Origin of the sequence: Chryseobacterium elymi, from assembly GCF_003385495.1 — a bacterium.
GTDB classification, from domain to species: Bacteria; Bacteroidota; Bacteroidia; order Flavobacteriales; family Weeksellaceae; genus Chryseobacterium; species Chryseobacterium elymi.
Window position 1 is genome coordinate 1 of sequence record NZ_QNUH01000023.1, and the last position, 25,549, is coordinate 25,549.

General features: G+C 36.5%; 25 protein-coding genes. 4 read left to right on the forward strand and 21 right to left on the reverse strand.

The genetic code is table 11. The features are described 5' to 3' along the window. Positions 1-28: 28 nt before the first annotated feature. The 16 genes from DRF60_RS18310 to pdxA all read right to left on the reverse strand — a co-directional run bounded on the left by DRF60_RS18310 (position 29) and on the right by pdxA (position 17,987). Positions 29-265, reverse strand: coding sequence for a hypothetical protein (locus DRF60_RS18310; RefSeq protein ID WP_116014173.1), 237 nt, complete (start codon positions 263-265; stop codon positions 29-31). Between the two features lie 73 nt (positions 266-338). Next, positions 339-1,547, reverse strand: a complete 1,209-nt coding sequence (locus DRF60_RS18315) for a hypothetical protein (RefSeq protein ID WP_123902703.1) — start codon at positions 1,545-1,547, stop codon at positions 339-341. Between the two features lie 12 nt (positions 1,548-1,559). Further along, positions 1,560-2,042, reverse strand: a complete 483-nt coding sequence (locus DRF60_RS18320) for a C40 family peptidase (protein WP_116014179.1) — start codon at positions 2,040-2,042, stop codon at positions 1,560-1,562. A gap of 255 nt (positions 2,043-2,297) precedes the next feature. Next, positions 2,298-3,536: a hypothetical protein gene (locus DRF60_RS21660; RefSeq protein ID WP_238640241.1), complete on the reverse strand. Its 1,239-nt coding sequence runs from the start codon at positions 3,534-3,536 to the stop codon at positions 2,298-2,300. A gap of 5 nt (positions 3,537-3,541) precedes the next feature. Further along, positions 3,542-7,807, reverse strand: a complete 4,266-nt coding sequence (locus DRF60_RS18330; protein WP_116014182.1) for a peptidoglycan DD-metalloendopeptidase family protein — start codon at positions 7,805-7,807, stop codon at positions 3,542-3,544. 17 nt (positions 7,808-7,824) lie between these two features. Further along, on the reverse strand, positions 7,825-8,616 hold the full coding sequence (locus DRF60_RS18335; protein WP_116014184.1) for a hypothetical protein: 792 nt from the start codon (positions 8,614-8,616) through the stop codon (positions 7,825-7,827). Positions 8,617-8,673: 57 nt separating this feature from the next. Next, positions 8,674-9,123 carry a hypothetical protein gene (locus tag DRF60_RS18340; RefSeq protein ID WP_116014187.1) on the reverse strand — a complete coding sequence of 150 codons (450 nt, stop codon included), beginning with the start codon at positions 9,121-9,123 and terminating at the stop codon, positions 8,674-8,676. 15 nt (positions 9,124-9,138) lie between these two features. After that, complete coding sequence (locus DRF60_RS18345) at positions 9,139-10,476, reverse strand: DUF3289 family protein (protein WP_116014190.1); 1,338 nt, start codon at positions 10,474-10,476, stop codon at positions 9,139-9,141. Between the two features lie 74 nt (positions 10,477-10,550). After that, positions 10,551-11,108, reverse strand: coding sequence for a YdcF family protein (locus DRF60_RS18350; protein WP_116014193.1), 558 nt, complete (start codon positions 11,106-11,108; stop codon positions 10,551-10,553). 5 nt (positions 11,109-11,113) lie between these two features. After that, positions 11,114-13,030 (reverse strand): type VI secretion system Vgr family protein, encoded by a 1,917-nt coding sequence (locus DRF60_RS18355; protein ID WP_116014196.1) that lies wholly within the window; start codon positions 13,028-13,030, stop codon positions 11,114-11,116. Between the two features lie 179 nt (positions 13,031-13,209). After that, positions 13,210-13,617: a type VI secretion system tube protein TssD gene (tssD, locus tag DRF60_RS18360; protein WP_116014198.1), complete on the reverse strand. Its 408-nt coding sequence runs from the start codon at positions 13,615-13,617 to the stop codon at positions 13,210-13,212. 327 nt (positions 13,618-13,944) lie between these two features. Then, on the reverse strand, positions 13,945-15,300 hold the full coding sequence (gene accC, locus DRF60_RS18365) for an acetyl-CoA carboxylase biotin carboxylase subunit (RefSeq protein ID WP_116014201.1): 1,356 nt from the start codon (positions 15,298-15,300) through the stop codon (positions 13,945-13,947). A gap of 99 nt (positions 15,301-15,399) precedes the next feature. Next, a complete protein-coding gene (gene accB, locus DRF60_RS18370) occupies positions 15,400-15,882 on the reverse strand; it encodes an acetyl-CoA carboxylase biotin carboxyl carrier protein (RefSeq protein WP_116014203.1) in 483 nt (160 codons plus the stop codon). A gap of 128 nt (positions 15,883-16,010) precedes the next feature. Then, on the reverse strand, positions 16,011-16,214 hold the full coding sequence (gene rpmF, locus DRF60_RS18375; RefSeq protein WP_007843326.1) for a 50S ribosomal protein L32: 204 nt from the start codon (positions 16,212-16,214) through the stop codon (positions 16,011-16,013). Positions 16,215-16,280: 66 nt separating this feature from the next. Then, on the reverse strand, positions 16,281-16,811 hold the full coding sequence (locus DRF60_RS18380) for a YceD family protein (protein WP_116014206.1): 531 nt from the start codon (positions 16,809-16,811) through the stop codon (positions 16,281-16,283). A gap of 84 nt (positions 16,812-16,895) precedes the next feature. Continuing rightward, the gene (pdxA, locus tag DRF60_RS18385; RefSeq protein ID WP_116014208.1) at positions 16,896-17,987 is read right to left on the reverse strand and encodes a 4-hydroxythreonine-4-phosphate dehydrogenase PdxA; all 1,092 of its coding nucleotides are present in this window, start codon (positions 17,985-17,987) and stop codon (positions 16,896-16,898) included. Between the two features lie 48 nt (positions 17,988-18,035). Between pdxA and DRF60_RS18390 the strand changes: the two genes are divergently transcribed. From DRF60_RS18390 to DRF60_RS18400, 3 genes are read left to right on the forward strand one after another with little or no spacing between them, the layout of a single operon-like run. Then, complete coding sequence (locus tag DRF60_RS18390) at positions 18,036-18,620, forward strand: riboflavin synthase (protein WP_116014211.1); 585 nt, start codon at positions 18,036-18,038, stop codon at positions 18,618-18,620. A 1-nt stretch (position 18,621) separates the two neighbouring features. Then, positions 18,622-20,076 carry a sensor histidine kinase gene (locus DRF60_RS18395; RefSeq protein WP_116014214.1) on the forward strand — a complete coding sequence of 485 codons (1,455 nt, stop codon included), beginning with the start codon at positions 18,622-18,624 and terminating at the stop codon, positions 20,074-20,076. Next, entirely contained in the window at positions 20,076-20,777 is a 702-nt protein-coding gene (locus DRF60_RS18400) for a tRNA1(Val) (adenine(37)-N6)-methyltransferase (RefSeq protein ID WP_116014217.1), read from the forward strand. The genes DRF60_RS18395 and DRF60_RS18400 overlap by 1 nt, the downstream gene beginning before the upstream one ends. 71 nt (positions 20,778-20,848) lie before the next feature. On the opposite strand, the gene DRF60_RS18405 is transcribed toward DRF60_RS18400, so the two are convergent. Both DRF60_RS18405 and rpmH read right to left on the reverse strand, forming a co-directional pair. Next, on the reverse strand, positions 20,849-21,559 hold the full coding sequence (locus DRF60_RS18405) for a cell division ATP-binding protein FtsE (protein WP_116014220.1): 711 nt from the start codon (positions 21,557-21,559) through the stop codon (positions 20,849-20,851). A 156-nt stretch (positions 21,560-21,715) separates the two neighbouring features. After that, the gene (gene rpmH / locus DRF60_RS18410) at positions 21,716-21,874 is read right to left on the reverse strand and encodes a 50S ribosomal protein L34 (RefSeq protein ID WP_034701860.1); all 159 of its coding nucleotides are present in this window, start codon (positions 21,872-21,874) and stop codon (positions 21,716-21,718) included. Positions 21,875-22,108: 234 nt separating this feature from the next. Here rpmH and DRF60_RS18415 point away from each other — a divergent pair, with 234 nt between their 5' ends. Beyond that, a complete protein-coding gene (locus tag DRF60_RS18415) occupies positions 22,109-23,113 on the forward strand; it encodes a DHH family phosphoesterase (protein WP_116014223.1) in 1,005 nt (334 codons plus the stop codon). Positions 23,114-23,182: 69 nt separating this feature from the next. Here the strand turns inward: DRF60_RS18415 and DRF60_RS18420 are convergent, their stop codons facing one another. The 3 genes from DRF60_RS18420 to DRF60_RS18430 form a co-directional block, all read right to left on the reverse strand. Continuing rightward, positions 23,183-23,992, reverse strand: a complete 810-nt coding sequence (locus DRF60_RS18420) for a patatin-like phospholipase family protein (RefSeq protein WP_116014226.1) — start codon at positions 23,990-23,992, stop codon at positions 23,183-23,185. A gap of 71 nt (positions 23,993-24,063) precedes the next feature. Then, positions 24,064-24,846, reverse strand: a complete 783-nt coding sequence (locus tag DRF60_RS18425) for an alpha/beta fold hydrolase (protein ID WP_116014229.1) — start codon at positions 24,844-24,846, stop codon at positions 24,064-24,066. Between the two features lie 60 nt (positions 24,847-24,906). After that, positions 24,907-25,422 (reverse strand): biopolymer transporter ExbD, encoded by a 516-nt coding sequence (locus DRF60_RS18430; RefSeq protein WP_116014231.1) that lies wholly within the window; start codon positions 25,420-25,422, stop codon positions 24,907-24,909. Positions 25,423-25,549 lie beyond the last annotated feature (127 nt).

Genomic DNA, 25,549 nt, shown 5'->3' on the forward strand with positions numbered 1-25,549 from the left:
GGTATTGTTTGTTATGCTGTCAAGCTTGCTATTGCTGTAATGATAATATGAAGTTTCCATTTCTTCTTTTTCTCCCTCCCGATACAGTTCTCTCTTTGTTATTATTCCCGCCTTGGAAAAGAAAATAGTTTCGTAATATTTTGTGGAGATCCTGCTTTAAAATTACCTGATCCAGTTCCTGTGCAGAAACGGACACCGGGAGGAGTAAAAGAATCAGCAGCGTGAAAACTGATTGGAGGGATTTTTTAATTGAGATAGTGGTCATTATTATTTGTGTTTTATTGGATATTTAAAGCATATCTGCGTGGATATGCTTTATTGCTTAAGTAAATATGTTTTTAATCTGGGGCTCCCACACGATCAAACATATCTGCATATTCAATCATAGATTTCAGGTTGGGTAATCCGTAATAATTATTTGACTTATATTCATTCTTCGCTTTAATCCACTCTTCATCACCAACAAAATCTCTGTAGTCCGCTAATATGGTCATTTGTCCCCAATCATTATTTTGATTATGATATTGTTTGAATAGAGGATCATAAGTGTTAGCCATGAAAGCCAGTATCTTCATTTTATCCTGATCATTAAATGTGTTTTGGATTTCATTATTAATTATTTTTGAGCTTAAATATTTTAAAATAATTAAATCCTTAACATTCTTCGAAGTATTGAATAAGGTTTCGTAAGAATTGATAAATGTAGATCTGATTTCCAGTTTTCCCTCACAGTTTTTAGATGCAATATAATCAGACAGATCTTTTGAATTATCCAGAGGGTTAGAATTTAAATAGTTAATTACATATTCATTAAATTTAGCTTCCTTATCGTAACCAAAGTATTTAATAAGGTTTCTGATAAAAAGTTGATCATGTTGTACAAGCCAGGTGATTGAAGATGTACTGTTATTAAAAAAGTACATATTTCTGGCGACAATAGTTTTTAAATTCTGTTTCCTGATATTTTTTAAATCAGATAGATCTTTCCAGTAATATATTTTTACATCTGTAGACCGGTTAGTTGCCTCTGCTTCGCTTTCGTATTTTGTGAGATCAGAATTTTTAGTATAATCCAATATCTCCGGGATGCTATAAAAATCTGAAATAAATAATCCATTCTTAAAAACGTAAGTACTGTGAGGATTGGCATCTATACTATTTGAGTTCTTAAAAAGTTTGAAGTTTTTTGAACATTTATCTTCAAATTTGATCTGGAGATATTTTGTTTCTGATTTCGGATCAATAATCCTATGAAATACTTCTTTAATTTTGTTATTAAATTCTTCCGCTGAAGGTTTTTTGAAGCCATTATCTTTTAATTCCTGTAATATAATGGACTCGGTGGCTTCTATATCTTTTAATGTAAATTGATAGGTTGGGTAATCCGTTTCATTCTTTTCCCCGCTTGCTCCGGCTGATAGCTGAGATTTCAGGACAGGAATATAAGAATCTTGCTGAGTATAATCCATAGTTTGTGTATTAGTTGGAGTTTGAGAGTCACATTTATTCATCATTAAAAAAATTCCTAATAACAAAATACTTTTCATAATATATAATATTTAATTACTTCTTGTGTTTGACTGAGAATCAACATCAGCTTCGCTGGTCATCACTTTCAGATTATACTCATCCTCTGTAGGGGTATAATTAGGAGGAATTACAAACCAGTCGATATCAGATTCTGAATATTTTGAAATTTTCACTGTTCTGGCACCTTTTACTCCGCCCTGATTTCCGCCCAAACAATAGTAATGTTTTCCGTCTTCACTTTTTCCAATCACAAATGTGATATGTCCGTCTCCTCCTACACTACTTCCATTTGCAGTTGCTGCCTCATTGTCTCCCCAATCAATAACTGCTGCTGCGCCGTAAATAGGTTTGCTCTTATCTATTTCATCCTTATTTTCTTCATATCTTCCATAACTGACCCTTTTAACAAGCTTATTCTGATCATCATAGGTAAAAACCTGTTTCGCTGTATGGGTATTGTTTGTTATGCTGTCAAGCTTGCTATTGCTGTAATGATAATATGAAGTTTCCATTTCTTCTTTTTCTCCCTCCCGATACAGTTCTCTCTTTGTTATTACTCCCTCTTTAGAAAAGAAAATAGTTTCGTAATATTTTGTGGAGATCCTGCTTTAAAATTACCTGATCCAGTTCCTGTGCAGAAACGGACACCGGGAGGAGTAAAAGAATCAGCAGAGTGAAAACTAATTGGAGGGATTTTTTAATTGAAATAGTTGTCATCATTTAGTTGTGTTTAAAAAAGCATAACCGTTTGGGGCTATGCTTTTGGGTTATTTTTTAGGATGCTGCTTTCGCCATTCTGTATAGTCCATCGGTTGATATCCTGAACCACAAGAGCCTTCATATTCACATTCGGTAACAAAGTATTCATCATAGTCTGCGTTGTCCCACCATTCTTTAAATTTTGGAAGACTGAAGTAATTATTCTTCTTTATGATCTCAAAATCATCATCATTTAGAAAATAACGCAATCTTGCCATCATTTTATTATCATCATTAAATTTTGTATCATAATTATACTGTTCTGCGAAATAAGCTAGATTCGCCATGATTTTTAGTTTTTCCACTTTAGATAAAGTTTTGACTTCTGAATTTTCATTGCTGTTCAAATACTCTAAATAATTTTTTATATTATCAGGGATAAATCTGTTTTCAGAAGGATCATTTGGGATATATAGCTTTTGTAGGAGTTTAAAAGTATTAGCATGTAGTCTCATATTCTCGCTACAGTTTTTTGTCCAAAATAATTTTCCATAATCTGAAGCGTTGTTTTTATCAAACTTTGTTTTCTCTATAACCCATTTTAAAAGCGCAGTATTATTAGTATAGCCAAATTCTTTTACGAGATTTTCCATAAATTTTGTGTCGTTTTTTACGAGCCACAAAAACTTACTGTTATCATTGTTGAAAAGAAATAAATTTCGGTAAATAATGTTGTTTGGGATGTCTACAATAATTTTATCATTTTTAAGCTTTGTAAATAATTCAACTTTTGGAAGAGATGTTATTGCATTGATTTTATTTATAAAAAAGACATTGTTATCATACAAGAACTCCATCAATTTTGCATTTTCATTACAATCAGATGTTGTCATATGTTTACAATCTTGTATTACATAAGTTGAAAAATTTTGATGTTGAAACAAAATGGGGCAATTTTGATTATCACTAATATTAAATATTTCTTTTAGTTTAGCCCTATATTCTTCATTGTTTAAAGCTTTGAAACCATTCTCTCTTAACCCCTGTGCCAAGACAGGGATCATCAAATCAACATCTTTTTCAGTAATATAAAAATCTTCTTCTTCTTCATGTTCTCCTTTATTTGCTGGAGACTGATGTCGTTTATAAAGTTCTTTTATGGCATCTTCATCTATTGTCATGTTTATTTTTTTTATTGTATCACTTTGTTTATTATTACTGCTTAAAGTGTTGTTAGATCTATTTTTTTGACAACTATGTAAATTGGTAAAGCCAATAAGAATTATCAGTAATAAGTAATTTTTCATAATTTTTATCTTTTTCCTATTTTTTTTCTATCTTCTTGTACCTTTTTTTCTTCTGTAGTCATTTCATCTTCATTTTTGTAATATACATAATATCCTGGATTGATTCTATTTTCAAGACCAGAACTTGATTTAGAAGATGCAATTTCAAAATGAATATGGGGACCACAGGTTCCATTAGGAACACCAGTTGTTCCTGCAATACCAACAACTTTACCTGCATCAATCTCTTTTTCCAGTTCAACTTTAATTTCTTTTAAGTGTGCATATTTTATATATATTTTGCCTGTGTCAACAAAACCATCTCCTTGATTTTTTTCACCTTCTCCTGAATACCTAAGAATGTAATCCCTTTTTCTTTTCTTAAAAATTTCCAGTTGATCGGGTTTACTAATTTCTAAAATTACCATTTTCCCGTAAGCTCCTGCAGTGTCAGCGAAAACAACTTTTCCAGACAAACAAGCATATGCTTGTGTTGTACCATCATCCATAGCAAATAGGTCTAAGCCCTGATGTACACCGGAGGCTCTTGTTTGTGTCCGTGTTAGTCCGAAAGATGCATATTTAGGCCAGTACCCTCCACTTTGCATATACATCGTTATTTGTGGACTGTCTACTGGTTCATGCCAACCTTCTGCCAGATCTATTACTCCGCCTTCTTTACAGATGTTTTTGTCATATTTAAACCAAGTTTTTAATGATTCAAAATATTTTTTTCTTTTTGCCCAGCCATTTGGGTCTTTTTCAAGCTTATGTTTTGGAGAATAACCGTTAAGTACTTTTGATTGAAAATAATAATACTTACTTTCATCAACATTTTCCATAACGATAGCTATTTCATTAAGTGACATACCTAATGCATCTTTAAAATATTCAGCTTTCCATCTAAGAGCTTCTATATCTGAATTTTTAGAATACTTTACACTTTTTTTATTAACAGACCATAGCCACCCAGCAGAATCAACTGCATAGAATAAATCAGATGCAATCAAACTTGGATTTTTTATAAATTTATTTTCATCACCAATATATTTTCCATATTCTTTATATGGACCTGGAGTGTTATAAAAGGTTTCTTCTTCTTTCTTTGTTCCGGTCATTTGTATCAAGCCTCTCCCTTTGTAAACACTTTTACTGGATGCCTCTTCACTTGGATATTCTTCGGCAGTATTAAACTCATCTGATTCATGGAATGCTTGGGCTAAGAAGGTTATTTTTTGGATACATTTATTAATATTATGAGTTCGGAAAGCAGTGTTGAGTGCAGCCGTAAATTTTTTTATGCTTTTATCTTTTATTGTACAATCTTTATGGTTAAATATTAATTCAGTCCCTTTTATTTTTTTTACCATATCACTTACTTCCTGTTCTGTAAAATCTCTATCACAATAACAAGTCTTCTGCTTCCTCACCTCCGCCATTTCCACCATCACAGGCACTACATCATTATCAATTACTTCCGGTGTTTCCTTTTGTGAAACCTTAAGGCATCCGCTTTCATAAAAGATAAACTGTTTTCGTAATTCAAGCATTTCTTGCTGGGTGAAAGGAGTTCCGTCTTGTTTGTAAGCCTTAATTCCCAGTTTTTCCATGTCTTCAGTGCGTACCAGATCGGCGGGAAGGGTATTATTGATGGTGACTTGAATCTTTTCGGCTTTCCATATTTTTTTTGCAGGATCTGCGGGATCTTTCAGCTGTCGGGAGACCTGGGCGATATAGTAGTCGAAATTTTTAGGCGGGGTTTTCCATTCTTCTTTGGCTGTAAATGAAACTTCTAACAGACCGTCTTTTCCTACTTTTTCATCTTTGAAGTTTTCTTTGCTTTCGTGGGTGTAGATGATGTGGTCCTGTTCGTTGAGACCTTCTTTCGGGACTTCTTTGAAAACATCTATTTTCAGAGTCTCTTCTGTCATATTCACTGTATGGACCCATATTTTGTGGGTCTTTCCATAGAAGGTCTGCATACGCTGGATATCTTTTCCATTCTCAGTAGAAAACATGATGGAAACAATCTTTTGCTCTGAAGTGATGACAAGTTCTTCATTGGAGTCCAGAACTTCAAGATAAGTCGTGGCCGCATCTATCACTACGGGTTTTGTTCCTGCTATTGAAATGCCGGCGGGCAGTACAACCTCTGTGGATGTAGATGCCTGTAATTCTATGGTGAATACAAGACGATACTTTGGAGTAGGATTTTCAGTTGTTTTGGGAATAGCGGTATCCAGTTTTTTCCTGTAGTCTTCAGTGGTGTTGATCATGAAAGAGGCTTTTCCTTCGCTATTGAGGGTTACAGCCTTTTCCTCCAGCATATATTTTTCCTTTTCCTTGTAAAAATCATCGCCTTCGCCTTTTACCCAGATTTTCACTTTCAAAGCCTGATTTTGTAGTCCGTCAATTTCAATAAAGCCGTAAGTGTCTTCTCCAAAACCTGTTTCCGTACGCTTTACGCCGGTTCCATAGGCCCAGAGTGCTCTTTTAACAGCGGGTTCAGAAACTTTTATTTTGGTGTCAATTTTTTTACTGTCCGTGTTATCACCTGTTAAATGGGCGGAGATTGTAAATTCACCCAGTTCGTTGAACGTAAGGGTACCATCACTATTATCGGTAACGTTCTGCGGGACTTCTATTTTTATAGCTTCATTTCCTGTCAGTGTTGCAATTCTTGCGGCGGCAGTGTACTTCACTTTGGTTCCCTTGGGAATATTTCCTGCTGGCAGTGTAAATTTATCAATGACATTTTTTATAATCTCAAAATTAAAAGTGTCCGATCCTGAAAATGCAGGTTGTTTTCCTGCACCAATAGGATTAGCGTAAGCTTCCAATGTGTATTTTCCTAAATACTGCCCGGTGGACAAATGGGCATCCTGGCTTAGAAGTGCATCTGCTCTTTTATTAATTATGGGGGTCTTGAAGGAAGAAGAGTTTTCAAAGGCTGCAATTCTTCCAGATCCTTCCTTTTTCAGATACCAGTGTGCTGTTTTTCCTGCTGCGGGAAGATAGGCAACATTGAATCTGGATGCCTGAACTTTCAGCATATCGCTTGAGCGGAGTATTCCCGGTTCACCGGTTACACCCATAATACCCAGCGTATTTTCAATTTTTATCTGAACAGATTCAGGTTTTGGGTCGTTGGCATCTGTGAAAGCTTCCACCGTATATGTTCCCGCATTGTTAAATGTAAGCATTGCTGTATTTCCAACTTTATTTACAGCAACGATATGAGGTGCGGAAGTTCCGATAAGACTGTTGTACAATACTGTTGTCCCTTGCTTTATCCTCCAATGTGTCGCAGTACCAAGCGGGTTGAAAATACTCCGATTCAGTATTTTCATCTGGTCCGCAGCGGTATTGAGTTTATATTCTATGGATACGGGAATGGGAATTTTGACCAGTGTAGAATTTCCCGGAATACTTATTTTTTTTACAAAATCTTTTACCACTTCAATGATGATGGCACAGTTTTTATCCCCTGCTTTTTTTCCGTAAGCTTCTATTCTGTACTTTCCTTCCGGCAGGTTTTCAAAGATTTTTGCCATGGGCTGATTGAAAATACTTCCCAGACCTATAAATGTTTTAACCTTGTCCTTGGTGTCTTCTCCTTTGAAAAGGACCCAGATAATTTTTGTAACATCTCCTTTGAACTGTGCCTGAAGGTAGAGGTTATCGGCAGTAAAAGAAGGTAAAAATGAATTCCAGGGCGAAGAAGGCATTGAAATATAATAATAGATTCCGGTGGGTTTAGCTACAGGTATCGGAAGATTCATTGAAATGGATGATACGGAAGTGGAAGAGGAGGTTCCTGATGAGGTTGCCCATTGCGGTGAGGCATTGGCTACGGAGAACTCGTCTGCTTCCTTTACATCAATTTGGGAAACATTGTTGGATTGTCCTGTGGTGGCAAATTCAACAGTTCCCTCAAGCCCATATCCGGGACATTTGGCTGTGGAGACATCAAGCAGTACCTTCATGCTTTTGTTAAACTCTACATTTTCGTAATAGTCTTTGTATATGAGTTTGCATCTGTCTTTACAATCATAAGTTTTGCCATCCGGAGCTTTACATTTGCCAAATCCGTTTCCACCGCCAAAACTTTCAGCTTTGTCGTCCAGATAAGTAGCTACAGGTTTGTTTTGGGCAAAATATTTATTTTTTCCAAGTTTTTTCTTCTGGCTTTTTACTTCCATGGGAACGGCAGTCCCTTTGGAATTGTTGGCTGCAGAACTGCTGCAGAACGCGGTAGCTCCTTCTACAATGATTAATCCTTTATTCGCCATGTCATGTTTTCATCAAGTTATATAATACTGCTTGTCTCTCTGTATAATATCCTGTCTCCGTCAGAAAGGACAAAATCTGCCTTCTTTTTTGAATACTGTTTTTTCGGGGAGTTATATTCCATCTGTATATGGAGTTCTGCTTTGTATTGCCCTGCATGGTGCAGATATTTTTTCTCTATTTCCTCTTTTATAGGATCAGGAAGTATGGTTTCTGAAGTGAAAAAAGCATCAAATCCGTAATCCCTTTGTTCTGCTATAATAGTTCCTGTGCATTCTATATCTCCGATTCCTTTTATATTCCATGTTAAGGATTCATGGGTTTTTCCACCGTTATCCACATAGGAAGGAGCAAAGAGAAGAAGGTTCCAGAAGGGTTCTTTCAGCTTATTTCTGTAAAAGATATTCTCATCTTCAAGAACTGTTAGATACTGGTTTCTGAACAGGTCTGCATTCTGATATTTTTCCTGAATACCGCTAGTTTTATGTTTCCAGTTTTCTACATTTTTGTGATGGTTTGAAGCATTAAGAAAAACTCCTTTTTCGTCTACTTGTATTTCAATAGGATAAGAGCTTTGTTCCAGCTCATGAAGAATTTCCATAAAGCTGTTTTCAGAAGGCAGAGGTGCGTCTTCCAGCTTTTCTATCAGCCAGTTTTTTGTGTGGTCTTCATTTTCAGTTTCTTCTATATTGATTTTACAGGAAGAATGAAAGCCTTTTTTTTCACCAAACTGTACTTCAAGTGAGCTGTCCACATGATAGATATGTGTTCCTGAAAATTTCTGAAAAGGTTTTACGCGGTTTTCTTCCATACATTTTATTATTTGCAATTGTCTATAATTATTTTCTCCGGCATGAAATGTAGATTCTTATTTTACTTTATCCAATATCATCTTACCATCCTTGTAAATCACAAGATGTTCTTCAGAGTGATTTCCGGATGTATCATACCATACTTTACAGACTAAATTATCCTGATGGCCTTCAATCCCTCCGAACTCATTATCTCTTGCAGATTCCCGCATGTTTTTTTTATAATTGCTGAAAAATGAGTCTTCATAAAATAAAATCATTTTTGCGGTCTTAATATTTTTTTTGTTTTGATCCAGATAACTGTGAATATATAAAGCCAGTTCTTCAGGCTCATGATTACTGTAACCGGAAATTGTATAATATTGAATTCCAAATTCCAACTGTGAATTAAATTCTTTATCTATTGGTTGTATATTGATGTCACTCATTTTTGTATTGTTATAAATTATAATACCAGCAAGTACAGCCAGCGCGAGAATAATGATTGTAAAAATTTTTTTGCCCATCGATTTAATCATTTTTTAGAATGTACCTTTAAATTCTCCTACAATATCTATTTTGGTAATAAATGGTTTATACCCTCTGAAATGTTGCAAAATAAACCAACTGTAAAATATATCCTTGTCATATTTTTGGATATCAGGATAATCTAAACCAAAATGATCATAATAAATATATTCCAGTCCCATTTCAAAACTACGTCCGTTTTTTTTGTACCGGGTTATATAGACCTGATAAGCCCAGACGTCATTGATTGTAATACCTAAACCACTGAATTTATCACTGAATTTTGGATTGTCTACTCCTCTGTCAACAAGATCTTTATAAAGAATTCCATTTGAAGAGTCTGTGATTTCCAGATTTTGAATTTCTCCATTATTTTTAGTTAGGTAAGCCTTTATTACTGATTTTATTGATGAAATGAAAGCTTGTGATTTCTCATGCTGAATAACAGCTTCTGTAAGGGTTTTATCTGAAAATTCGCCTCCTGAACTGGCCTGCATTCTGTCAACCATTTTTTTTGCAACAGTTTCTATTTCACCTTGTGAATACCATTCAATTTCGCTTTTGAAAATTTTAAAAAGATCGTCACTGGATTTTTTACAGAAGTTTTCTACTTTTTTTACAGTAGAATCAGCATTATTGGTGGCATTATCTTCCCGGGAAGTGATATTGTACCAACTATCCTGTTTTTCTACATCATAATTTTCGGAATATAATTCGGCTTTAAGTTTATCAAATCCTACCTGATTTTCCGGATAGTCACCATAAAGCATATCTATTGCTGTGTCGTTACTGCTGACTTTTTTTCCGTCCTTAACAATAATTTTTTTTCCTTTTCTTCTTGTTCCCTGTAGGATCAACATAGGAAATGTAAGTTTCTTGATACTTACCTCCACACTCACCTGATCAATTGGGATTTTAAAGTATGCATACACCCGCATATCATAGCATGACAGTTTCACCTGTATGGTTTGGGTACTTCCTTCAATCGAAGAATAATCAAAAAAGAAAGGAACAAATGTAGTCCCGATTTTCAGCTGCCACCGAAGTTTTTTATACTCTCTTTTTTCCGCAGATCTGTTAAATGTGGCCTTGAACCAATGCTTTTCGCCTTCTTTGGGCTTGCTTATTTTTCCGCCATTATCATCAAATGGGCCTTCAACTTTAGTGACCAGTAAAGTATTGTCTTTCTTAGCCTCATATTCATCCAGCTTTTTCCCACCGTTTTTCCCGTAAAAGGTATTTTCCTGCGGAGATTTAAAATCCAACGTGCCCCTGGAAGCATCTTTCATAATATGTTCTGCTTCCTTATAAGATTTGCCAAAGACATTCCGTATGATATTTCCTCCTTCCATGGTTGTTTTCTAAAGTTTTACAATGGATGTTCTGCTATATTTTTATTTTATTTGCTGAGATTTTAATCTCTTTTTTATAAATAGAATGCAAAAAATTCTCTAAAAATTGAATAGATATCTCTGATCTCAAAATACTCAGGACTTGAACTGCTTATATAATCAAAGTGATTCTTTTTAAATAACTTTTTGATCCGGGTCTGATGATAATACTGAGATACCGAAATCATACTTTTATAATGTAGGCTGTCAGCAATTTTTATTGAATTAATAACTGTTTTCTCAGTATTATCCCCATAATTGTCTGTGATGATCCTATCAGAAGGAATTTTGTTCTCAATCAGATATTTTCTCATTTCGTTTCCTTCCCAATATCCCTCTTTACCAAAGCCTCCACTTACCAGAATTGCTTTTACCTTCTGATCTCTGTGTAATTCAATGCTCTCATCCAGGCGGGCTTTTAGCCTATGTGATAAGGTTCCGTCTTTATTTACGGTATTGCCAAATACGACTGCCAGATCAGCATTCTGTTTTGTATCCTGCAGCCCATCGGCAATGATATAAATAGAATGAATGACAAACCATATGATGCCTAAGATAAAAACAGACCTGAAAATTTTTTTTGGCAGATTCATAAAGATTACTGCATTTTTACCTGCTTGCCACTATTGATATTGACTTCCTTCGCACTTTCCACATTAATTGCGTCTTTCGTACTGATGTAGGAACCGGCTTCCATATTCTCCGTGATATTTTTTGCTCTCGAGCTTCTTCCGGCTTCCGCGGTTTCAATGATGTTGCTGGCCGTCAGGTTATAATCATCATTGGCGGTTTCCGTAATATCTTCTCCCGCCATAATGTTAATATTTCTCTGTGCCGAAGCAATAATATTACGCCCGGCATTGATCTGTACATTTTCCCCTGCGGTGAACGTGATGTTTTTGGGTGCATTGACGGTAATATTTCCCTTTCCATCCATTAAATACGTATTACCACTAGGATCTTCTATAAAGATGCTTCCTTCCAGGTCATTAAAGATAATCTTGTTTCCGCTTCTGGTCTGGATGGATTTAATGTGATTATTAAGACCGCCTCCCAGTGCTACCTGTCCATGAAACATTCCACCCATGGCAAAAGGAAAATCCGGATGATGATATTCAAATCCTACCATTACCTGGTCTCCAACTTCCGGAACCGCCACGAACCCTCTGTTCTGAGTAATGGCATCTGTTCCTCCGGCATCAGGACTCATCATTCTGATATAATGAGTCATATCAGGATTTCGCTGCCAGTCAAACTGCACCTGTATGCGTCCCTGGTTCATAGGATCCGTATTGGAAATTACGGTGGCTATTTGTGGTTGTGCATTAGGAATCATAAAATCAGGTTTAGGCATGAATCCGGTGCCTTCTGCTACTGCTTCAAAGCTTCCGGTATAATATCCTCTTGCATTTACTTCATGAAGCACTTCTGTAATGGTAACCTTTGTAAAATATGAGGTTTCACTTGTATCGGGCTTACGCATTTCAATATCTGCGGAACATCCCGGATAGAGAAACGGAACCGTAGTGTTTCCCGAGACTGTAAAAACCTCTACTGCTGCACTTCCTGCTGCACTTTTCTGCGAGTCATCAACATCCATGAACATATTGGCATTAACCGGAGCAGGAGAGAGCGAACGTGTTTTGAAAATATTGTTATTCAATTCATAGGCTTTAGCAGGAATCTCTCCCAGGTGTCTGATATTATTTTCGGAGCCTTCCATTTTAGTATGACTGCTGCTGTTATATCCAAAAAATTCAGGTTTTGTGTGCACTGCTTTCAGTTCTACATGCACATCGCTTACATTGCTGCCATAAATAAGTCGGACAGGTTTCTCAGATGGCGGAAGCTTTCCGAAGTGGAGGATCTCGCCATCGTAATAAAACTGTTCGCCATAAGCCTCGGCAGTTCTCGCAAGAAAATTGTAATGAGTTTCGTTGTACTGTGAGGTGTAATTGATATAGCTTTTATTTTGTGTGTCAACTCTAAAATCAAATTTTGAAGAGCCCAATGCTTCTTTAATGATTTTGTCTGCAATAATTCCAGTATTAACAGCTTGAGTTCCGCCGAAACTCTGTGTATGGGGAGCCGAATCCATCAGGATTGTCGGGCTGTGGCCTTTCAGAACAATATTACCCAGGCTCATTTTTTCCTGGCTGAATGCCGCTCTTGTGATTACGCCTACAAAAGTTCTTTCAGGGCTTTCATTTTCGTAATCCTTGTATTTAAAAACGACAGTTATCCGTTTTCCTAAGAACTGACGGGCTTCCTCCAGATTGTGGTTCTGTGTGGATCCCAAAGAGTCATGAGCGAGAATAAGCTCAAAATGATGATGGCGCCTCGCACTCTGCTGTAATCGGAAATGTTTAAAATGATTGACAGATTTCCCTTCAATTACAATATCCAGTTTTACCACACGGTTAATCCCGGGAATATGATTTACAGAAATCTTATCCGCATTGGCAGAAGCTTTATAGTGATTGGGAGGGAACGGAAAATTGTTGTTTTTTTCCATGATTATTGGTGTTTGGGTGTAAAAAAGTATAAACCGAATAATATAACTCTATATCATCTGCTTATTTTTTGCAGAAAAATGAATAAAGACAGTCTGTACAGCCAAAAAAGACAGAACAGCATCCCTCACTTCGGGTTTACCATTCTGTCTGCTGTTTTTTTGATGTAGAAATTACATTCTTAAGATGTAGGCCATTCCGCTCTGTAAGAAGAATTACCCAAATCAATAAGTTCTGCACTTACTACGAAGCTGATGTACATACTGTTCTCATCTACCGCGTCAAAATCTACTTCGTGCTGGATTACATATCCGTTTTCCCATTTCAAAGTAGTCAGTGTTCCTTCTTCGTGAGATTTGTTGAATGTAACCTCTCCGGTTGTAGGTTTGTATTTTCCGTTAAGAAGACTTTCCAGGATATCTGATTTTTCCGTAGCTTCAACTGTAATTTTGATCAATGCATTAGAAGGATCTGATGCCACTCTTCCTGATACATCTGTAGAACGGGATACACTGTAGTTAAGTTTTAATAACTTCTGTCCTTCACCGCCGTTGAATTTTAGAATTCCTCTTGAATTTCTTTCTGCCATGATTAGTAAATTTTAAATGTTAATAGTGTGTGATTGGATTATCTTATGTCACCAAATTTAGAAGTAATTATATTATCAGGAAAAAAAAATTGAGAAAATCTTTAAAAGTGTCGTAATTCTTCGACTAACAATTGTTAGGTGGGTTGTTGTTTGGTAATCAGTGGTTTATAAATTGTCACACTGAGCATTCGTCAACACCCGATGAATAGAACAAATGGAGGGATTTTGAAACACATATCAATGTTTTTCAAAAAAAATGAGGTTTGTAAAATTGGACAAAAAAACTGCCTCATTTCTGAGGCAGTTAAAATTTATATATCAATAATCTTAGTGATTATCATATTTTCTATCCATTACAAAATCTTCCATGAATTTTGTCGTATAGTTTCCTGCAAGATAATCTTCATTATCCATCAGCTGTCTGTGGAAAGGAATAGTTGTTTTTACCCCTTCAATATAGAATTCTTCCAATGCACGTTTCATTTTAGCGATAGCCTCCTCACGGGTTTGGGCTGTAGTGATAAGCTTAGCGATCATTGAGTCATAGTTGGAAGGAATTGTGTATCCAGAATATACGTGAGTATCTACTCTGATTCCGTGTCCGCCAGGAATGTTTAATCCCGTAATTTTCCCAGGAGACGGTCTGAAGTCTGCATATGGATCTTCAGCATTGATTCTGCACTCAATTGAGTGTAGTTTAGGGTAGTAATTAATTCCTGAAATAGGAGTTCCTGCAGCAAGAAGAATTTGTTCTCTGATCAGGTCATAATCTATTACCTGTTCAGTGATAGGGTGCTCTACCTGGATTCTTGTATTCATCTCCATGAAATAGAAATTTCTATGTTTGTCTACAAGGAATTCAATAGTTCCCACCCCTTCGTATCCAATAAATTCAGCAGCTTTTACAGCAGCTTCACCCATTTTTTCACGAAGTTCATCAGTCATGAACGGAGAAGGAGTTTCTTCGGTCAGTTTCTGGTTTCTTCTTTGTACAGAACAATCTCTTTCAGAAAGGTGGCACGCTTTACCAAACTGGTCACCGGCAACCTGGATCTCAATATGTCTTGGTTCTTCAATCAGTTTCTCCATGTACATTCCTCCGTTTCCGAAGGCCGCCACAGCTTCCTGAATTGCAGATTCCCAGTGATCTTTAAGGTCTTCAGCTTTCCATACAGCTCTCATTCCTTTTCCACCACCACCAGCAGTAGCTTTAATCATGACAGGATATCCTGTTTCTTCAGCCACTTTTACAGCATGCTCGTAAGATTCGATTAATCCGTCGGAACCAGGTACACATGGTACTCCTGCCGCTTTCATCGTTGCTTTGGCGTTTGCTTTATCACCCATCTTTTCAATCTGTTCAGGAGAAGCACCAATAAACTTGATGTTATTTTTCTGACAGATTCTGGAGAAATTGGCATTTTCAGAAAGAAATCCGTAACCTGGATGAATAGCGTCAGCATTTGTAATTTCTGCTGCAGCAATGATATTAGGGATTTTAAGGTAAGAGTCCTTACTCATAGCAGGACCTATACAAACTGCTTCATCAGCAAATCTTACGTGAAGACTGTCTTTGTCTGCAGTAGAATATACCGCAACGGTTTTTATCCCCATTTCTTTGCAGGTACGTAAAATACGCATTGCAATTTCGCCACGATTGGCTATTAATATTTTTTTGAACATCTTCTTCAATTTGAAAATTAGATAATTTGAAAATTAGGTAATGTTATTTTGAATGCAGAATTAAGTCTAACATCTAATGTCTAACATCTAACTTCTAAATTAAGATGGATCTACTAAGAATAATGGCTGATCATATTCTACCGGAGTAGCATCGTCTACCAAGATCTTCACGATTTTTCCGCTGATCTCAGAATCGATCTGGTTGAATAACTTCATTGCTTCAATGACACAAACTACTTTTCCTGCAGAAACTTCGTCACCAACATTTACAAATACATCTTTATCCGGTGAAGGCTTTCTGTAGAAAGTACCAATCATAGGAGATTTTATAGCCACATATTTGCTGTCATCAGATGCCACTTCTGCTTTTTCAGCAGGAGCCGCTACCTGAGCTGCTACAGGGGCAGGCGCTGCTGCAGCCTGAGGGGCCGTATGGTAAACTGCTGGCTGTGCATAAACCGCATCGTTACCGGCTAATGGAGTTTTAATAGTGATTTCGAAATCTTTAGTTTTGTATTTTACCTCTGAAACTTCAGCTTTAGATACAAACTTAATAAGATTTTGTATGTCTTTAATGTCCATAAATTTGATATTTGATTTTGTCCCAAAGATACCAAAAAAACACAAAAAACAACAAAAAACCGCCTAATTTTATCAAAATTGAGCGGTTTTTGTATTAAAATGAGGCTTTTTCAGTGAAAAGCGACTCTTTAGTTTTCTTCTGTAGTTGCTACTTCTTTCTCCAATACTACTTTACCTCTGTAGTAAAGTTTTCCTTCATGCCAGTGAGCTCTGTGGTAAAGGTGAAGTTCACCAGTTGTTGCATCTTTAGCTAATTGAGGAACTACTGCTTTATAATGAGTTCTTCTCTTATCTCTTCTTGTGGACGACTGTCTTCTCTTAGGATGTGCCATTTTGAATAACTTTTTTAATTGATGAGCGATGAGATTCATCATCTCATCATATTTAAATTATTTTATTTAATTATTGTCTTTTAACTTTCTCAGCGCGTCCCATCTGGGATCACTCTCATGATTTTCCTCCTCGGGCTCCTCAATATCTTTTGGACTGAACCTGTTTAGAATTTCCAGATCTTCATCGCTTACATTCGGTGAAATCTTTTTCATTGGTATAGAAAGCTGTACGTTTTCGTAGATCAGCTGTGCCACATTGAATGCGTGATCTGAGGCTGGAATGGTAATGACGTCTTCATTGCTGTCGTCGTATTCTTCACCAAAATTCACCAAAATTCTGATCTCGTTTTCAATAGGATAGCCGAATACATCATTTGTGATATCACAAATAAGCTCTACTGTTCCATGTACTTTGATCTCAAATTCTAAAAATGTAGTATGCTTTTCAAGAAAAACATCTGCTGTTATTTTAGGATTTGTAAATTCCTGTTCAGTGTCAAATAATTGAAAGAACGTTTTATCTATCTCAAATTTGAACACATGCTTTCCGTTTTTAAGTCCGGAAAAGCTTACGTCATAGTTTCTTAACTTGTCCATAAAATGAGTGTGCAAAAATATGCAATTTTTTTATAATAACAAATAAAATCCATAACAAATTAATTTAAAATTTGTTTTAACAATTTATCCTTCGTTTTCATCCGGAAGATCTTCATCTACTCCGTTATCAACAACCATTTTTCTCGGCTGCATACGATTGCTCATCAGATCGTTATATTCGCTTCTGTTCCTGAAAATTTTAATAGCAGTAAAGATGGCTTCAGTAAAACTCTGCTCATCAGCAATGTTTTTTCCAGCAATATCGTAGGCAACTCCGTGGTCCGGAGAAGTTCTTATAAACGGAAGTCCTGCCGTATAATTTACACCTTCTTCATAGGCTAATGTTTTGAATGGGGCAAGCCCCTGATCATGGTACATGGCTAAAACAGCATCAAAACTCTTGTATTTATTAGGTTGGAAGAAACTGTCAGCAGGATAAGGTCCAAAGGCCAGTATTCCATTATCAGAAAGTTCTTTTATTGCCGGTTCTATGATCTCGATCTCTTCTTTTCCGATCACGCCTCCGTCTCCAGCATGTGGGTTCAGTCCCAATACTGCAATTTTTGGTCTCTGTATGCAAAAATCTTCAATTAACGTCTGATTCAGAGCTCTGATCTGTTTTTTTATTTTCTCTTTGGAAATATTTTCTGCAACACTGGCAATCGGGATATGATGGGTAGAAACAGCTACTTTCAGACCTTCTGTAACCAGGAACATCAGTCCTTTTTTACTGAATTTTTCCTCGAAATATCCTGTGTGTCCCGCATGTTTAAAGCCCATCTTTACCATTTCATCCTTGTTGATAGGAGCAGTGACAAGCACATCAATCTCTCCTTTCATTAAGGCTTCGGTGGCCAGTTCCAGGGAATCAATAGCCATTTTGGTTGATTCTTCTGTAGGAACACCTAATTCTACATTCACATTATCCTTGGTGAGGTTCACCATATTTAGTTTTCCTGCATGAGCCTGCGATGCTTCATTGATGTAGTTGAAATTCAGATTCAGCTTGAAAATATTTTTCTGGAAGGTAAATAACTTTCCCGAGCCAAAAATCACCGGAGTGAAAAAATCCGTAATGGTTTTGTCACTCAGGGATTTCATGATGATCTCCGGACCGATGCCGTTAAAATCACCGATTGAAATTCCTACTCGTACTTTATGGTTTTTTGGGCTCATTTTGATTATCTTTGAAGATTATAATTTACAAATTTAGCAAAAAATAATATGTTCACAGGAATTATTGAAGCAGTTGGCGTTATTGAAAAGATTGAAGAAAAAGGAAGTAACATAGATTTCACATTAACATGCCCTTTTACAGGCGAACTGAAAATAGACCAAAGCCTTGCTCATAACGGGTGCTGTCTTACAGTTGTTGAGATTAAGGATAACCAATATGTGGTAACGGCAATCAATGAAACACTGGAAAAGACCAATCTTGGTAAATGGGATGTAGGAACCGTGGTAAATCTTGAGCGATGCATGAAAATGGATGGAAGGTTAGACGGGCATATTGTTCAGGGACATGTTGACAAAACAGGTGAAGTAGCAGGAATTGAAAATAAAGACGGGAGTTATTTTATTACCATTAAATATGAAGACGATGGTAGTTTTGTAACTGTTCCACAGGGTTCTATTACGGTGAATGGGATAAGCCTTACGGTAGCAAAAAGTGAGGATACACAATTTTCTGTAGCGATTATTCCCTATACCTGGGAGTTTACCAATATGCAGCATTTGAAAATCGGAGATAAAGTTAATTTAGAATTTGACATTATTGGTAAGTATATTGCTAGGTTAATTAAAAAATAGGATGCCAGTAAGTAGATACAGAGGATACAGCTTAAGGAACCGGGTATTTTTCGGGTTCTTACTCGTATGTTTTTTAAGTGTTGTTGGTACATCACTGGTTCCCTATTTTGTTTTAAGAAATAATTCCCTGCAGCAGAGTAATATTGATATGCAGGAGAAGACTAACGCGGTGATGAGATATCTGGATTATGCAGTCAGCCGTACCCTTGTTGAAACGGAAGATCTGCCGCAGGTTCTGGGAAATAAAATTTTTGAAATAGCAGATATCAACCAGCACGATATTGTGATTTATGATCTGAAGGGAAGCTACCTTCTTTCCAATAAAGATGAAAGTCTTATTGACCAGAAAACCATCCCGCTCAATATTGTCAATAAAATCCTGGCCACCGATTCCAGAGTTGATATTAAGGGCTATGACAAAACAAAAGATGCAAGGCTTACTTCATCTTATCTTCTCCTAAAAAACAATGAGCTCGAACCTATAGGGATTGTATATATTCCTTTATATCACAATGAATCTGCCTATCTTGATGTTCTTCATCAATACATTAAATATATCCTATTGGTAGATATTTTCCTGATTCTGTTCAGTATCTGGATAAGCTGGGTAACTTCTAACAGTCTGGCAAAAAATATTACTAAATTTTCTGATATGATCACCCGTATTACATTGTTTGAAAATGAAATGCGGCCTATCAGATATTATAAAAACGATGAGCTTAATGCATTGGCAAGAGCTTATAACAGAATGATTCTTCAGATCCAGGACCAGAAAGAAAGACTGCGTTTCAAAGCGTCTGAAGAAGCCTGGAGGGAAATGGCAAAACAGGTAGCCCATGAGGTTAAGAACCCTCTTACCCCAATGAAGCTTACCATCCAGAATTTTGAAAGAAAATTTAATCCTGAAGACCCAAACATCCGAGAAAGGGTAAAACTGATGAGCAAAACTATGGTAGATCAAATCGATCTGATTGCTACGGTGGCCTCAGCTTTCTCAGAATTTGCAAAACTTCCTGAAAAAAATAACGAGGTCATTAATCTTAATAGCGAAGTTGAAGATATTCTGCGTGTTTTCAATGATGACAGTATTTTTATGCACTCCAATAAATCAAATATTATGATTAATATGGACAGGATTTATCTTTCCCGGATCATAACCAATCTTGTCACCAATGCTAAGCAAGCCCAGAGTGAAGAACGGAAACTGATCATCAACGTAGATGTGGAACAGCATCAGAGAAGGGTAATGATTTCCGTACAGGACAATGGGATTGGAATTCCTGAAAATATGTATGAAAGAATATTTGAACCCAATTTCACCTCTAAAAACAGCGGTATGGGTCTTGGACTTTCTATGGTAAGAAAAATGATAGAAGATTACAAAGGAGAAATCGCGGTAAAATCAGAAGTAGGGAAGGGGTCAACATTTACTATTACACTACCTACGAATTTATAGTGAAGCCTTTTAAATTTAAATATTTTGAAATTCAACAGTCGAAAGAGGTCTTTCGTGTAGGAACAGACGGCGTTTTGCTGGGTATTCTGGCTGATGTAAAGAGTGCTTCGGAAGTTTTGGAGATAGGAACCGGAACCGGCCTGATTTCGTTAATGCTTGCCCAGAGAAATGATCACGCTTCTTTTCTGGGTCTTGATATCAATGCAGATGCCGCTTTGCTGACTAAAACGAATTTTGAACAATCTCCTTTTCATTCAAGGCTGAAGAATATTCATCAGGATCTTAAAACATTTGAAACAGAAAAAAAATTTGATCTGATCATTTCAAATCCTCCTTATTTCGAAGAATCCAAGTCTGATAAAGATAAAATAGCACGTCAGACTGTAGAGCTGGATTTTCAGCAGCTTGTTTCTGCTTCTGCAAAACTTCTGTCTGATCATGGTGTTTTGTCAGTGATTATTCCTGTTGAAGCCGGAAGGATCTTTATTGAAATAGCGTTTGGAAATCATTTGTTTTTAAATCGAAAAGTTAATATTAAAGGAATTGAGAATTCAAAAACGAAAAGATTAGTTCTGGAATTTTCTTTCATAGAAAGGGCTATTGAAGAATCTGATTTTGTCATAGAAAAAAGTCCGAGACAATACTCGGACCAATATCTTGAACTCACGAAGGAGTTTCATGTCTTTAAAAGTAGAAGTTAGAAACTAGAGGTTAGAAGTTAGAAGGTCATATTCAGCCTGTACCTCCAATTTTCAATTCTTTATTTTATATCTTATTCAAATAATTCTGCAGTATCCAACACGGAAACTTTTCCGTCTTCACATCTGATCGCTTCTCCCGGAAAATTCTGGATCATATGGTAATCATGTGTCGCCATTACTACAGCAGCACCGTTTTCAAGGGCTACCTGCTTCAGAAGCGTCATGATTTCGTTGGATGTTTCCGGGTCAAGGTTTCCTGTAGGCTCATCCGCTAAGATAAGATCCGGATGATTCAGTAAAGCTCTTGCAATAGCAATACGTTGCTGCTCTCCACCTGAAAGTTCATGCGGCATCTTGTGCTTTTTGCTTTTCATGTTTACACTACCCAGAACTTCATTGATACGGTCTTCCATTTTTATTTTATCGTTCCATCCTGTTGCTTCAAGGACGAATTTTAGGTTTTTCTCAACCGTTCTGTCGGAAAGCAGCTGGAAATCCTGGAATACAATCCCCAGTTTTCTTCTCAGGTTAGGAATATCAGATGGTCTCAGTTTGGCAAGTTCAAAGCCTACCACAGCTCCATGTCCTGATGCTAAAGGAATGTGTCCGTAAAGTGTTTTCAGAAGCGAGCTTTTTCCGGAACCTGTTTTTCCGATGAGGTAACAGAATCTGCCCTTTTTGATGTTAAGATTAACGTCAGAAAGAACAGTAAAGTTTTTTTGCGCAATTTTTGCGTGTTGTAAGCTTATAATATTATCTCCGGAGATATGTGTATGCGGCATAATTCAATTTTATAGTAGCTATTTCTAAAATATTTTTTCAGATCTTAAAAATAGAAAAAAGAAGCTTAAAAACCCTAAACTTTAGGAAATTTTAACAACAAAAAATGCCTGAAAAACTTCTTTTCAAGCATGATCTGTATATGATAATTCGAGATATTATCTCTTAGCGCGGGCTGCACTAACAGTTAAACTCTTTCTGCCTTTAGCTCTTCTTGCTGCCAAAACTCTTCTACCATTTGGCGTAGACATTCTTTCTCTGAAACCGTGTTTGTTTCTTTTCTTTCTTTCTGATGGCTGGAATGTTCTTTTACTCATTACTATATATTTAAATCGTAATTAATCTATTAATTTTCAGGTTGCAAAGATATAGAAATTTTTAAAAGTTACAAATTTTACTCATCTTTTTTTAGAAATTATTTGAAATGCTTTTTATTCCAATATTGACAAACTGCGCCAAGAAAAGAAATTTCATGTAAAGAAATAATATTTAGCTGATTTATTTAAAAGCTCTATCTTTGAAAACTCAAATTTAAAGAAAATAAACACACGATGTTTACACCAGCAGAACTTTTAGATATCAATACATTACTTACACCCGAAAATAAAATAATTATCCTTACCCACTATAATCCGGATGGTGACGCTATAGGCTCCAGTCTGGGATTAAAGCATTATCTTGGGGCAAAGGGAATTCCGGCGGAAGTAATCGTTCCCAATGATTTTCCGAAATTTCTGAAATGGATGCCGGAATCTAAAAAGGTGATCATCGGAGAGTATAAAAGAAAATATGCATTTGATCTGATTAGTGGTGCAGACGTGATTTTCTGTCTTGATTTTAATTCTGCTTCAAGAATAGGATTATTAGGTGAATGGCTGAGCAAATCTACAGCTAAGAAGATTCTCATCGATCATCATCAGCAGCCGGAGAATTTTGATTTTGTGTATTCCGATACGGTAATTCCTGCCACTTCACAGATGATCTATCATTTTATTGAAGCAATGGAAGATGAAAAGCTGGTGAATCATGATATTGCAGAATGTCTTTATACTGGGATCATGACAGATACAGGAGGTTTCCGTTTCCGTTCTACAAGCGCAACAACGCACAGGATTATTGCCAATCTGATAGAGAAAGGAGCTGATCCTTCCGTTATAACCTCAAATACGTGGGATACCAACACGGTTTCCCGTCTTCATCTTCTTGCTCTCGTGCTGGGAAGGATAGAGGTGGTAAATGATGGCAAAGTAGCCGTACTGTCCCTCACAAGAAATGAGTTAAAGGAATTTGGTTTCCAGAAAGGGGATACAGAAGGTTTTGTTAACTATGGACTGAGCATTGCAGGAGTAAAAATGGCGGCCTTTTTTATGGAAGACCTGTATGATGATTTTATCAAGATCTCTTTCAGAAGTAAGGATGATGTGGATGTGAACCAGTTTTCCAGAAAGTATTTCAGTGGCGGCGGACACATCAATGCAGCAGGTGGAAAATCTAACGAATCTCTCCCGGATACGATCGAAACATTCAAGAAAAGACTGGAGCAGGAGGAGCTATAAGGAAAAGGATTGTATGAGAATACAGGACTGATTTTCGGTCAGTAAACTTATGAACTAAACTTTCAACGCTTACACTCCGGTACTTGAATCTTTAGTATATCCTTTGCTTTCAAGCTCTTGACAGGTGTACTCGTACACTTCCTGAAACATAATATCAAGATTTTTCTTACTGAATAAGCTGAATTTCGTCATTTTAGGCGGATCTAAAAAAATGTTGCAGGACTTTGCTTTGGAGTAGACTGATTTTGCAATCGCTAAATGGAGAATACGGTCGAATTCCTTCATCAGGCTCATTTTCTTTAATCCATCATAGCTTATTGAATTGACATGTGAGGCAATTAAAAAATCGCATTTGTCGATAATAGGTTCTATGGGAAGATTATCTAAAACACCTCCATCAACATATATTTTTTCACCTATTTTCACAGGAGGCAAAATGAACGGAACGCTTGATGAGGCCAAGAGCGGTCCGAAAAGCTCACCTTCCGAAAAAAAATCTACAATTCCGTGGGTCATTTCTGTAGCAGTAACGTAAACAGGAATTTTTAAGATCTTAAAATCATTCTCGGGAAAATGATCATTAAAAAGTTTTATTATGAAATTTGAGCTGAAAATACCGTTTTTAGAAAGTTTCAGGTAGGATCTTGAAAAGAACGTCGTTTGTTTTACAATATCCATCATTTCATCCGGTGACTTCCCGAAGGAATAAAATGCTCCCACAATAGAGCCGGCACTGGTTCCCGAAATGATATGCGGTTTCAGATTATATTCTTCCAGCGCTTTCAGTACTGCGATATGGGCAATTCCACGCATACCCCCACCGGAAAGCGTAAGGCCGATGACCGGCGGTTTCTTTTTTTTGAACGAGAATAGACCCATTGAAATAATTATTCCTTACTAAGATACAAGAAATTTTGAATATATACCGGCTAAGGAGTCATTGCCTGTATTTACAGGACTAATTTCTTGGGAAGGTTGTGAAGAAGTTCTGTGTTGATAATTTCCGCGCAGATGCTAGGCCTTTCCCAGTGCCCGTTGTGCCCGCAGTCCAGGATATAAGATTTTATATTGGTTCTGTCCGGTAGATGTTTGATCATTATATCTGTTTTTACGGCATTATCATGTTTTCCTGCCAATACTAAAATTTTCGCTTCCAGGCTTTCCATGATATGTTTTTTGTCCGTTCTTTCCACCATGCCTTTTACGCAGGCAAGAGCTCCGATATTATTTGTAGAAAGTGCGGTCTCAAGCGCGGTTTCAATTTTACCTTCCAAAACATCTCTTTCATTAGAATTGAAAAGATTCGGAATTCCTGCCCGCACGTAATGGGCAAAAGCATCTTTGATGATCCTGTAGCTTTTTATCCGTTGCTGTTTTTTCTCTTCATCGTCAGGGAAATAGGTGGAAAAGAATAGGGTAAGACTTTTAAGAGTTTCAGGATACTTTTCTGCAAAAGCCAGAGAAGTGTATCCTCCCATGGAATGTCCCAAAAGATGTACTTTATCCAGCTTCTCCTGGTCTAAAACTTTTTTCACCTCATCAGCCATCAGTTCCATGGTGTGAACCTCAGCTAAAATATCAGACTGACCGTGGCCAGGAAGATCGATCTTCAATAGTGAAAATTGATCGGAAAGGTGAGGTTCCATATCGCTCCAGATGGAAAGGTTTTCCATAAAGCCGTGAAGCAGTATTAAAGTTTCTTTTCCGTTTCCTTTTCTTTCAAAATTCAGCATAATCTTAGTTGTTTCTTCAAATTTAAATAAAAAAGAGCATTGTAAAAATGCTCCTTTGTATTATCTGATTAATTCAGTATAAATTTTCTCTTCCCATGGTTTTATATCTGTGATCCCGTATCTTTCTTTTTTAGAGATTGCGATATTGTCCAGTACATCCACAAAGTTTTTATAATTGGCATCATCGGTTGGTTTTACAATGACTGTAAAGTTCTCCGGCACCGGAGCGTTTTTATAAGCCTCAGAGATGATCTTAGAAATTTTCACCCCGCTGAAATCTGTTTCTTTCAAATTTCCGGCATTCAGATCTTTCTCGTTACTCTGGTGGTAAAATACCCTGTTGTCTTTTCCGAGAATAAAGGTAACTTGATTTTTTTGGTCAACAACAGGTCCTGTAGGGGGATTGCCTTTTGCCGGAAGTCCCAGATCCATCACATTGGGTTTTGTAAAATTGGTAGTGAACATAAAGAATGTGATCAGTAAAAATCCCAGATCCACCATTGGAGTCATGTCTACCAGGATTAATTTTTTCTTTTGCTTGCCTCCCTGCTTGTCTTGTGCAATTACTTCAGCCATAATTAATATTTTAAATGTTAAACGGTTTTTGGTGAAAATAAAGTGTTGATACTTATTTGGAGGAATCTATACAAAGTTTATACCTAAAATTAATAAATGGTAAGAAAATTTTAAATTTATAAAATGT

What these genes read in the sequence shown, in the direction of transcription:
- DRF60_RS18405 (WP_116014220.1), bottom strand. Translation starts at nt 21,559, where the DNA reads ATGCCGCATACACATATCTCCGGAGATAATATTATAAGCTTACAACAC.
- DRF60_RS21660 (WP_238640241.1), bottom strand. Translation starts at nt 3,536, where the DNA reads ATGAAAAATTACTTATTACTGATAATTCTTATTGGCTTTACCAATTTA.
- DRF60_RS18430 (WP_116014231.1), bottom strand. Translation starts at nt 25,422, where the DNA reads ATGGCTGAAGTAATTGCACAAGACAAGCAGGGAGGCAAGCAAAAGAAA.
- DRF60_RS18315 (WP_123902703.1), bottom strand. Translation starts at nt 1,547, where the DNA reads ATGAAAAGTATTTTGTTATTAGGAATTTTTTTAATGATGAATAAATGT.
- DRF60_RS18425 (WP_116014229.1), bottom strand. Translation starts at nt 24,846, where the DNA reads ATGCTGAATTTTGAAAGAAAAGGAAACGGAAAAGAAACTTTAATACTG.
- rpmH (WP_034701860.1), bottom strand. Translation starts at nt 21,874, where the DNA reads ATGAGTAAAAGAACATTCCAGCCATCAGAAAGAAAGAAAAGAAACAAA.
- tssD (WP_116014198.1), bottom strand. Translation starts at nt 13,617, where the DNA reads ATGGCAGAAAGAAATTCAAGAGGAATTCTAAAATTCAACGGCGGTGAA.
- DRF60_RS18335 (WP_116014184.1), bottom strand. Translation starts at nt 8,616, where the DNA reads ATGGAAGAAAACCGCGTAAAACCTTTTCAGAAATTTTCAGGAACACAT.
- DRF60_RS18350 (WP_116014193.1), bottom strand. Translation starts at nt 11,108, where the DNA reads ATGAATCTGCCAAAAAAAATTTTCAGGTCTGTTTTTATCTTAGGCATC.
- accB (WP_116014203.1), bottom strand. Translation starts at nt 15,882, where the DNA reads ATGGACATTAAAGACATACAAAATCTTATTAAGTTTGTATCTAAAGCT.
- DRF60_RS18345 (WP_116014190.1), bottom strand. Translation starts at nt 10,476, where the DNA reads ATGGAAGGAGGAAATATCATACGGAATGTCTTTGGCAAATCTTATAAG.
- DRF60_RS18420 (WP_116014226.1), bottom strand. Translation starts at nt 23,992, where the DNA reads ATGGGTCTATTCTCGTTCAAAAAAAAGAAACCGCCGGTCATCGGCCTT.
- DRF60_RS18330 (WP_116014182.1), bottom strand. Translation starts at nt 7,807, where the DNA reads ATGGCGAATAAAGGATTAATCATTGTAGAAGGAGCTACCGCGTTCTGC.
- DRF60_RS18380 (WP_116014206.1), bottom strand. Translation starts at nt 16,811, where the DNA reads ATGGACAAGTTAAGAAACTATGACGTAAGCTTTTCCGGACTTAAAAAC.
- DRF60_RS18340 (WP_116014187.1), bottom strand. Translation starts at nt 9,123, where the DNA reads ATGGGCAAAAAAATTTTTACAATCATTATTCTCGCGCTGGCTGTACTT.
- DRF60_RS18390 (WP_116014211.1), top strand. Translation starts at nt 18,036, where the DNA reads ATGTTCACAGGAATTATTGAAGCAGTTGGCGTTATTGAAAAGATTGAA.
- DRF60_RS18310 (WP_116014173.1), bottom strand. Translation starts at nt 265, where the DNA reads ATGACCACTATCTCAATTAAAAAATCCCTCCAATCAGTTTTCACGCTG.
- DRF60_RS18415 (WP_116014223.1), top strand. Translation starts at nt 22,109, where the DNA reads ATGTTTACACCAGCAGAACTTTTAGATATCAATACATTACTTACACCC.
- DRF60_RS18395 (WP_116014214.1), top strand. Translation starts at nt 18,622, where the DNA reads ATGCCAGTAAGTAGATACAGAGGATACAGCTTAAGGAACCGGGTATTT.
- pdxA (WP_116014208.1), bottom strand. Translation starts at nt 17,987, where the DNA reads ATGAGCCCAAAAAACCATAAAGTACGAGTAGGAATTTCAATCGGTGAT.
- rpmF (WP_007843326.1), bottom strand. Translation starts at nt 16,214, where the DNA reads ATGGCACATCCTAAGAGAAGACAGTCGTCCACAAGAAGAGATAAGAGA.
- accC (WP_116014201.1), bottom strand. Translation starts at nt 15,300, where the DNA reads ATGTTCAAAAAAATATTAATAGCCAATCGTGGCGAAATTGCAATGCGT.
- DRF60_RS18320 (WP_116014179.1), bottom strand. Translation starts at nt 2,042, where the DNA reads ATGGAAACTTCATATTATCATTACAGCAATAGCAAGCTTGACAGCATA.
- DRF60_RS18355 (WP_116014196.1), bottom strand. Translation starts at nt 13,030, where the DNA reads ATGGAAAAAAACAACAATTTTCCGTTCCCTCCCAATCACTATAAAGCT.